The sequence below is a fragment of the Virgibacillus siamensis genome (genome assembly GCF_039522605.1).
Classification (GTDB): domain Bacteria; phylum Bacillota; class Bacilli; order Bacillales; family Amphibacillaceae; genus Lentibacillus; species Lentibacillus siamensis.
Genome location: NZ_BAAADS010000015.1, coordinates 1 through 9,689, shown reverse-complemented (window position 1 = coordinate 9,689; position 9,689 = coordinate 1). Strand labels below are relative to the sequence as shown.

The 9,689-nt window shown below is 34.5% G+C and carries 13 protein-coding genes; 1 reads left to right on the top strand and 12 read right to left on the bottom strand.

All coding sequences use genetic code 11. From position 1 onward, the window contains the following. Positions 1 to 267: 267 nt before the first annotated feature. On the top strand, positions 268 to 546 hold the full coding sequence (locus tag ABD010_RS10315; protein ID WP_343812700.1) for a hypothetical protein: 279 nt from the start codon (positions 268 to 270) through the stop codon (positions 544 to 546). Positions 547 to 741: 195 nt separating this feature from the next. Here the strand turns inward: ABD010_RS10315 and ABD010_RS10310 are convergent, their stop codons facing one another. The 12 genes from ABD010_RS10310 to ABD010_RS10260 form a co-directional block, all read right to left on the bottom strand. After that, a complete protein-coding gene (locus tag ABD010_RS10310) occupies positions 742 to 1,224 on the bottom strand; it encodes a small multi-drug export protein (protein WP_343812698.1) in 483 nt (160 codons plus the stop codon). Positions 1,225 to 1,547: 323 nt separating this feature from the next. Continuing rightward, the gene (locus tag ABD010_RS10305; protein ID WP_343812696.1) at positions 1,548 to 2,381 is read right to left on the bottom strand and encodes a nucleotidyltransferase family protein; all 834 of its coding nucleotides are present in this window, start codon (positions 2,379 to 2,381) and stop codon (positions 1,548 to 1,550) included. Between the two features lie 154 nt (positions 2,382 to 2,535). After that, on the bottom strand, positions 2,536 to 2,853 hold the full coding sequence (locus ABD010_RS10300) for a hypothetical protein (protein WP_343812694.1): 318 nt from the start codon (positions 2,851 to 2,853) through the stop codon (positions 2,536 to 2,538). A 375-nt stretch (positions 2,854 to 3,228) separates the two neighbouring features. Next, positions 3,229 to 3,573: a hypothetical protein gene (locus ABD010_RS10295; RefSeq protein WP_343812692.1), complete on the bottom strand. Its 345-nt coding sequence runs from the start codon at positions 3,571 to 3,573 to the stop codon at positions 3,229 to 3,231. 140 nt (positions 3,574 to 3,713) lie between these two features. Beyond that, entirely contained in the window at positions 3,714 to 4,070 is a 357-nt protein-coding gene (locus ABD010_RS10290) for a hypothetical protein (RefSeq protein WP_343812690.1), read from the bottom strand. A 113-nt stretch (positions 4,071 to 4,183) separates the two neighbouring features. After that, positions 4,184 to 4,318: a DUF3221 domain-containing protein gene (locus tag ABD010_RS18365; RefSeq protein ID WP_390350853.1), complete on the bottom strand. Its 135-nt coding sequence runs from the start codon at positions 4,316 to 4,318 to the stop codon at positions 4,184 to 4,186. 373 nt (positions 4,319 to 4,691) lie between these two features. After that, entirely contained in the window at positions 4,692 to 5,198 is a 507-nt protein-coding gene (locus ABD010_RS10285) for a DinB family protein (RefSeq protein ID WP_343812688.1), read from the bottom strand. Positions 5,199 to 5,427: 229 nt separating this feature from the next. Beyond that, a complete protein-coding gene (locus tag ABD010_RS10280; protein ID WP_343812687.1) occupies positions 5,428 to 6,219 on the bottom strand; it encodes a phosphotransferase in 792 nt (263 codons plus the stop codon). 986 nt (positions 6,220 to 7,205) lie between these two features. Further along, positions 7,206 to 7,403 carry a hypothetical protein gene (locus ABD010_RS10275; protein ID WP_343812685.1) on the bottom strand — a complete coding sequence of 66 codons (198 nt, stop codon included), beginning with the start codon at positions 7,401 to 7,403 and terminating at the stop codon, positions 7,206 to 7,208. A gap of 112 nt (positions 7,404 to 7,515) precedes the next feature. Continuing rightward, positions 7,516 to 8,265, bottom strand: a complete 750-nt coding sequence (locus ABD010_RS10270) for a hypothetical protein (RefSeq protein ID WP_343812684.1) — start codon at positions 8,263 to 8,265, stop codon at positions 7,516 to 7,518. Positions 8,266 to 8,345: 80 nt separating this feature from the next. Further along, entirely contained in the window at positions 8,346 to 8,528 is a 183-nt protein-coding gene (locus ABD010_RS10265; protein WP_343812683.1) for a hypothetical protein, read from the bottom strand. A gap of 130 nt (positions 8,529 to 8,658) precedes the next feature. Further along, a complete protein-coding gene (locus tag ABD010_RS10260) occupies positions 8,659 to 9,474 on the bottom strand; it encodes a lipid II flippase Amj family protein (protein WP_343812681.1) in 816 nt (271 codons plus the stop codon). Positions 9,475 to 9,689 lie beyond the last annotated feature (215 nt).

Here is a 9,689-nt window from a genome sequence, read left to right as displayed (position 1 = left end):
AGGTAATAACGGTAGTGGTAAGAGCACTTTTCGCAATTTGATTATCGACAAAATTGGTGTTGATATCAACATTGATGCCGATGCTATTGCACGACGATTGGATCCAGAAAATCCAACTGCAAAAAGAGTTACCGCGGGAAAGAAGTCATTAAATCAGTTAATCAATATATAAAGGAAGGTAAGGATTTTTCAATTGAAACAACCCTTGCTGGAAAGAATACACTTAAATAAATAGCGAAAGCCAAAGTATATGGTTATGAAGTGACTATGTTTTACATTGCACTCAATAATGTTAGTAAAAATATTGAAAGAGTTGCAATGAGAGTAAAAAACGGTGGTCATCCTATACCAAGTGAAGATATTCTCAGAAGAAACCAAACTTCATTTAAACACCTGTACGAATATGCCCCTATTATCGATAACCTAATTTTAATTGACAACAGTAAAGACGATGGAGAAATTATATTAGAAATAAATAATGGTAAAATAACTTTTGAAGTTAATCATCTACCTGATTGGGCATTGCCTTTATGGCAACAATTTTAAAATAAACCATCAACAGAACTATCATCGGACCAATTTGCAAACATGGAAAATTGGTCCGATTATAAAATTTGGGAGTTATCAAATTTTATTTATTCCGGATAAGCGCCCGATAACAGAATACTTGATTCCAAGATAATTTTAAAAGCCAATAATAGTGATCCTCGACTATTGCCCCCGCTAATGGAACAATGTTTGTTATTGATTTAAAAGTCTTGTGATAAAACCAAAATTATCATCATCTTTTACTAGAAAGTCAAAACCCAAATAAGCTGCACTACCAAGTGAAATTGCCCAAAATGCGATACTAGCTGTCATTAATGCTAAGGTTTTTGAACGTGTACCGCCAAATGAGACAGCTAGTAGTGCTGTTAAATGACTACCTACAAAAAACGGCCCAATGAATGCTAAGCCAGGCAAACCGTATTTATCCCAAATATTCTTCGCACGTTTATTTTTAGAATCACTTTTTTCTTTATTGCCTTTTTTCTTCTTACGCCAATTGCGAACTGAGTCTACAAACACAATAAGTAAAACTAACGTTAATAAATTCCCTAAAAAGGCAATAATAATAACTGGGATTGCTGGAATACCACCGATAATTGCAATCGGTACTATCATTGCTACCTCAAAAAAAGGGATTGCTGCTAATAAAAAAATAATAAAATACGTCCATAACATTCTCTAATACCCCATATATGCTTTACCTTCACTTTCAGCATATTTCCTTTCAAGTTCATCATTTTCTTTAAAAACAAAAGCTTTTCAACAAAATGGCCTTTTTCACAAAGAAAGAGCGCCAATTATTATGAGAATACAATTTGCCTCCTTTTATAAGAATTATGAAGGCTATTTCATTTTAACATAAAATGGAATAATTATTTCCTTCTTTTTTCAATTATTCTTGTTCAACAACCTGGTCCTAAAATGTAAAAAGGACGCGTTATTCGATAAACGCGCCCGATTGTTTAACAGTAAAAAATTGTAAAATGCCTTAGTTTACATCACAAAACCATATCTAAAATTTCATTTACCTTCTCAGGGTTTTCTTCAATTTCGTATTTTTCACATAAACTGTTATGGACTTTTATAAATTCGGGTACTATACTTTTTATTACGTTCAGGATTTCATTTGGTTCTCGACTACTATGCCAATCTGCGAGAAGTGATAATTGCCAATCTTGCAGTTTACTTCTTTGCCCTTCTATTTTTGCCCAATCTCCAAATGTATTGGGTTGGATTCCTGTTTCCATATACCAAGCAGTTACCATTGACATTCGTAAGTTATCTAAACATTGTAGGGCATAATACACTTCTTTCCTCATTGTTCTTCTGTATGCTTCATGAACATAAGCAAAAAATTTTGTTCTCCAAATCTCTATTTCTTCAACATTTGGCTTATAGGATAAACTCATCGACCTTTCTAGTACATCATTCACCAATCCATTAGTATCATGGACAATTTTAATATTTTGAAGCCAAACTGACGGCTTAATGTCTTTTATTTTAAAGTAAAAGGTGTCTACTTTAATAAAGGAATCAAAGTGAGCAATACTGTATGTTGCCCAAGGAAAGTCTTCAAAGAATAAAACCTTCCCCCATTTTTTAGCTCGTTGCTTTTTGTTCAATCTATATTCTTCAAACACTTCATCTTTGACAACTATACGAAGATCTATATCAGAATATAAATCTGTATTTTGATTTCCTATTGAACCGCCATAAAAAACAGCTATAATATTTTCATCACTTAGCAAATCCTGTTCGATTGTATTTAATAAAATTTGACGATGTTTTGGAATTTCTAAATCCCTATTTCTGTGTTTTGTTTCAAATCCCACTCACAACACACCAACTCCTTTAATTAGTTTCTTTCGACATTGAATTCGCTAAAAAGGATAAAATCCCTGCTTTCACCCGAAAAATTATCCAATTCTTGCAAGTAAGGACTCCTTTCTTTATTCCAGAAAGGCGCCCGTTTCTGGAAGATAGTTATTATGAAGGACTTTCTTCTTTTTTGCTGTAAATTTCATAAGCAAAATATCCAAATAACAAACCTACCCCAGGTCCCCAAGCAATTGTAGACAATAAGGAAATTGGTGCAAATATGCTAAGAAGTACAGCAACAGCACAACCAATCATCATTCCGAATGGTATTAAACTATCTAATAAATTTTGAGCACCTTTTGATTTTTTCTTACCAAAGGTACCTTTCTTATATTTACGTTTCATTTTTAAGACTACAAATACTGCAATCCCGCCGACTATTACAACAGGCAGAAAAACACGCGCAACTTCTAAAGCTAAGCCCATGTTAAACCCCTACTTTCTTTGGCTTTTAAGTTGATTCAATTTTAACATAATTTATTCCGTTAAATGGCAATATATATTGCTTAAGTACATTGCTTCACAAAAAGCTGTTTAATATAAACGGTTTATTAGTTTTTGGGTGTATTTGGTTTTTGGCGGAACCACCTTACAAAGACAAAAAGTTCCCCTATTGCCAAACCAATACCAATCAATATAATGACATTTAATAACTCCGATTCTCCAGTCATTATTTGAGAAATAAAAAATCCAATAATCAAACCGATTATAACACTTACATAATGCTTTGCCCTCAATTTTAGATACTGAATTTCTTACTCCCCCCAATTCAATTCTCGCGCCCTCTATTGCAGTACAATTTTATGCCGTATTCTCTTTATCATTTTTCAAATTAAATAATTCATAAAGTATAATAAAAGAAACAGCCGTAATCCCAAAAAAGAAATATAGTTTCTTAGGCAAGTCAAAGATAAAAGTAAGAGTAGCAAAGATTAGAAAAAATAAAATTGCAGTGATGTACTCTCTTTTCCTTCCACCTTTAGTCTTATTCTTATGAGGAAATACTTCATTTAAAAATATAACAATAGGAATAATTATCGCCAGATTAAAGAGGATGTCTTTTGGTAAATTAAAGGTGAATATTAATAGTATAAGAATCAGAACTATTATACCTGCTTTTAAATATTCTTTTGTTTTAGCAGACATATTATCACTCCCTCGTACTATAATTCTTTATTCCATTAAGTGGCCTTTTAGAATGATACCAATCATTTCAAATTCTAAGAATTAAATCAATCCTTTTTCTATAAAAAAGGGCACTCACCTTATTCGTGATAAGCGCCCGTTTAATGAACTATTTCTTCTTTATTTATCTTCCAAAATTGAACCAGCATTATAATAATCTGAATCACAAAAAAGATTGGGGCAAAAACTAAAGAAATCGAAACCGTACTTAGCATTCTAATTAAAACAATTAACGGTATCCGTAAACGAGTTCCTTGATTTAATTTTTCCGTAACAGTACTCATAATACGCATACCAAAAGGAAAACAAAACATCCAAAATCCGAAAAGAATGGATCCACCTAAGGCTCCTTCGTGGGGATTAGCATAATGGGTTATTAAAAAATATCCGACAAGTCCGAATACTGCCCCCACAAGTAACGGTAAGCGGAAGTTCTTCCAAAATTGTTGCAAAATCATCACTTCACTCCCAACCACTTTAAGATATCAGTGTTATTCAAGTTAAATTTATGACACGGACGCCAAGTCTTATTCCGGATTACGCCCAACTACGGAAGAATTTTTCTACATTATTACTCAATCAGTTCAACAGAAAGTGTATTAATTTGAGCAGGATTTGATTCCAAAATCTTACCATCAAATCCTACTTTTATTTTATCACCAACTTGGAAAGTTTTATCGTTGTTCACGGAAAGGTCAACGAACACGTCAACTTCTGGGTTACCTTCAAATATTTTAGCAGAAACAACTGCACTGTTTCCGTTAATTTTCTTAATTGTTCCTTTGAAATAAGAACTTACCGTTTCAATTTCATTTGCTTTATCATCGTCAAAACTACACGCAGGTAATAATCCAATTAATACGATTGCGAATAAAATAGTACATTTTCTTTTAAAGATGATCCCCCCTTTTTAGCATAATGGCCCTATTCAGAAGGACGCACTTATTCGATTAGCGCGCCCGATAATTGAAGACAGTAATATACAAATCCAAGTACATTTCACACAAAAGTGTCGTGTTATTCACCCATTACCATAGCGCAAGGAATAACTATGATGCTTACCTTTTATATTGTTGTTATTACACTTTCAATTCCACACCTTTTCCTTTCAAAAATCCATCAATTTGCTGCTTATGATGATTATCATGCCATATAAACGCCGCTATATAATTAAAAATGGAATGCGGGTAGCCTGAATACTGATCCACTTCTTCCCCATTCAGTGAAAATGTGGCAAAAAATTCTTTCTCATTCTTTTTCCTTAAATCAGATACAAGCTGCGTTCTTTCTTCCAGTTGTTTATGAAGTAAATGTTGCCGAGATACTCCAGACAATGCATAATTTGCTGCTTGTTTGTTAAGAGGGTCAAAATCAATACTTTTGATGGCAGCATTTATTTTCATTTGTGGCAATGTTTCTTTACGTATGTATTTATCCCAATATGATATATGACTGATAATCTCAGCTGCAGACCATTTCCCTTCAGCAATAGGCTCAAAGAAAAGGGCTTCCTCCATTGTTCTTAATGAATTTACATAGAGGTTGAAATTTTCAAAGTCATTAATTAGATCTTCTGTTGTGTACATTAATATTCCCCCATCCGTTTTTTATTGTTCTTCTGTTTACGCTTACATAACATCGTATTACTCATCATAACAGACCTAAAAACTCAAGGACGTTTCACTTCAAAAATAGATCATCTTCTCCGCAAAATGGCTCTTATATGAAGCATGGGCGCTACTCCTTATTCCAGAAAGGCGCCCGATCGTATTGAGGAAGAATGTTCATAGCCAACGGTTGAACAATAAGCCGTCCCTAAATCCACTCTTTTCCATGTTCACGAATAAATTTAATATCATTTTGATAATGTTCAAGATGCCCCTCATCTATCATCTTTTGGAAAGCAATATCACCTTCACTAGCTTTTCTTGTAATTGTTTTGCATAACCCTTCCAATCGCAGCAATACCATCTTCAAATAATCTTCTTTTATTTCTTCACCGTAAAATTCAAAAAACAATGCAACCCTTTGTTTTACACAGTCGGCATGCTGTTGTGATTTATAATAAACTTCTTCACCTGTTTCGGAGAGATAAAATCTACTTAAAGGAACACAAGTATAGAGAGTATAAGCTATGTCCCAAAGTCTTGGGCCAGGTCCGGCAACATCAAAATCAATAATTCCTATTGGTTTTTTATGATTAAAAATAATATTGTATCTAGCAAAATCATTATGGCATAATACCTCCGCTGTGTTTGGAGCATTATCTATTGGTTTCCAGTCATCTGAAAATGGGAAATCACTCACAGCATCATGATAAAGACGGAGTATCTTTGCTATATCCTTTAAAACATCATCAGACCACATGTATTCCTTTAAGGGATCGTTACCGGCTTCGCCTTCGATAAAGGATAATATCTCCCTTCCTTTTTCATCAATACCTAAAAACCTTGGTGCATAACTGAAACCTTTATCTTCCAAATGCTTTAATAGCTTATGGATTTTCGGGCTATCTGGATTTAACTCCCGTCGCACAGTATCTCCAGAACGATAAACGTTGGAGACATTACCTCCTGTTAACATTTCTTCGCCTTCATGGTTTTGCATCTATATATCCCCCCTAATATGGCTTTCAATTGTTCAACTAATGCTCCTTAATAATCCAAAAAGGGATGGAGTTCTTATTCCGGATTTGTCAGCAATAGGTAAGCCTTTGAAGTTATCTCCAGCTTTTCCCCTGCTCAACAAGGAGCGTGCAAGTTTCCCCGCACTCCGCGCTCCCTCTAACTGAATCTACTAGATGATAAGTTCCTCGTTACCTTCAAACAAAAAGGTCACTCAAACCTTGTGTTTGAAAGCTCGCACTGTGTAAAGTCACACATTCCTACCCGATCGGTGCGATGAACGCTTGGAAAACCATCGTTCCATTCGCTAGACTTGGGGCTGTTCCTCCACTTCCATTACAGAAGCTTCATCAGTCGTGCCCCTACCCTCACAAGGATAAATGCTTTTTGGCATAAGCCTTATAGCAACCGTTTCAGATGACAGTCCTTGTTCCAACGTTCCTTGCTTTCCAAGTGCCTTACAACGTAGCTATCTATTCTGGACGTAGGTGCTTCCTATAAGCCTGTGAGCTGGATACCGCCGTTGTCCGGTATAGCGTATTTCAGAGGGCGCATTTTTACTCTACACCACTCACGCCATCGTTGGATGACCCATAAGGTTTCCTTATGTTCAAACTTTAGACCCGTACATTCGGAAGTTCGTCAGTCCCCTTTCACGAGAACATTCTCACCTTATCCAGTTTTTCAGCCGTGCGGCATATCCGTTAGCATACCTTCTCCTATGGAGTGGCTTCAGCCTTCGTTCTGCCGAATCTACCTGTTCCTCAAACCCCATGACCTGTCAGTCATGACGCAGGCAGGAGTATTGACGGGATGGTTTCGGGAAACATGGTTCCGTCATTCCCATCCTCCGTTGTAAAGTTTGGATTAACTAAAGTAATCCTCTGCATTTCACGCTTCAAAGCGCTTATAGCATATCTTGTCGAACGGCGCCCTTTTATTGAATAATTTTTGCTGAAGAAAACTGGACTAATCATCTCTATTTTTAAAGAAGTTCGAAACAATAATCAAAATCACACCAGTTATAATCGCGGGTACAGAAAAAAATGAAAAAATATCTGGACCATCCGTAATCATTCCTAGCGAATCATTAAACGCTATTCCTAGGACAGAAAGTAAAAAGCCTAACCAAAAAACTACTTTACCTAATGGAGAATGCTTTCTCACTGATTTTATCCCCCTTATACTTAAAAGTTTCTATCAACTTTAACCAGTTTAGCTACATCCAAAGATGTATTGTTTCCCTAAACCTTTGATTCCTAAGCTGCAAAAAAACAATTTAATCAACTGCCCAAATTTCATACCAGTAACCGTCCATCAGTTTTTCTGTTTCAAAGGAATATTGATCCCATATGCTTGCTTTTTTATTTGTTTCTTCCGTTGTTAATAATGTGGATTCCCCTGGACCCAATGTATGTATATCTGTAGTGACGGTCTCCATTATTTCATCCTCTTCATTATAAGCCTTAATTTTTGCTTTAAGTTTATGTGTGTCATCTGTACTATTTTTTATATAGAATGTATTATAAAAGTCTTTATCATGACAGTTTTTGGCACTCATACAATCGTCCGTTTGAACTGCCCAAACCATAGAAAAGTCGTCTTCATTGTCTTGTAATTCTTTGATAGCCTCACCTTTATAAGTAGTATATGTGATTTTCTTTCCTATCGGCATAAGCCATACAAAAAATAATAGTCCTATAACTGTGCCGTATAGGATAATCATCCACATTTTTTTATTCCTAATATCTACAATTAAAGTTATCACTGTTAGAATCCCAAAGATAAGAAAAATAACAAGAAGCATATATTTTATATTATAAAAAGCTGGAAATATAGGTATTCCATGTTCATTATACATGTAAACATGAACTATTAATGCGAGTAAACTTAATATGACATATACAAGAATAGGTTTTTTCTTATCTATTTTGTCAATAATACCGTTGTTTTGTTTTATTCCCTGGTTTACAAACATACCGATAGGAATAGATCCAATAATCAATACGATTAATACATACCAACTCATACTTTTTTACACTCCCCAAAACATCTGTTGACTAATTGTTATGATTCCTCAATTTTTATTTTCCTATAGTTTAATTTCCTTCAGATAAACCCAACAACATGAACTGCAACTATAAACCACGCCAACCATGGTACAAACTTTTCAGACATCATTTCAGGAAATTGAAAGTTAAAAAAGGACAAAAAGGATACCAGAAAAATAATTACAAGTAGCTGAAGTGCAAGGCCAATAATTCTCAAGGTAATTCCTGCAGTACGCTTCAAACCTCTTCTCCCCTTTTTTTACTTGAATAACATTAATTACGATTAATTTTACAAATATGTTTCACTTTTCATTAACTGTCAGAAGAAAGGACGCCTTTATTCCAGATAGGCGCCCGTTTGTTTAATAATTTTAAACTATAAATTGTGTAAACCAAGCAATATATTTTGCACCCGGTATAAAGAACAATTGTGCCAGCAATGTTCCTAATAGTCTTGATGTAATCATCATCAAGGAAATATTTTTCAGTGTTTGATAACTTCCCCTCTGATTAACAACATCATCAGCGATGACAGAGACCTTTGGATCAACAAATATAACTAACAGTATTGTTGCTATACCATTTATTAACCCCGATGCCATAATAGCTGTTGATGCACGCTCTGGTGCTAGTAATGCTGCATATAATGCAGATAACACACCAATTGTATATATTGCGGTTATGATCATATTCACCAAAAATAATCTTATTGGGATATCTTTGATTTTAGTATCTTTTAGGTATGAAAACTTTGGTAAATTAAAATGTGTTATGCCACGTTTTATATACTGAAAGGAAAATATTCTTTTAAATAACGATGGAACGGAGCCTTTCTCCTGAGATAAATGAATGATTGCCCTTGAAAATAAAGCTATAAAAGAAGGAAGTAAAAACATTCCGAGAATTGTTCCAAATGTTGATGCACCTATCAGAAAGCGAAATTGTGTTTCTACAAATTCTTGTGCATTATTACTTGGCGCAGTGTCAATTAAACTTCCAGTGAAAGGTTGCTGCATCATATTCGCTAATCTTGAAACCATCACCATTATATTAAAAAGAGATAAAGCTGATGCGATCATCTTTACCCTTGCACCCGATAATCTTACAGCATAGGCGAGCGTTTCAATAGAATGAATGATAAAAATAAATAAAGCTATGTATATTAGTTTTTCCGTTAAAAACTCCAACTTATTATTACCCTCTTTTAATCAGTTTCGACTATTATTCTAACATAAAATGTTATTTACTTTTGCAACTATACTGCCTATATATCGGAGTTAAAAATCAAATAATGGACTGCTGGAAACAGCCCATCATTTGTTCAACTTTTGCGCCCGTTTGATGAATAAGGCTTAGGCGTCGTCCCTCAAGTTCATTTTCATGTATGAAGCAATTTTTTGTT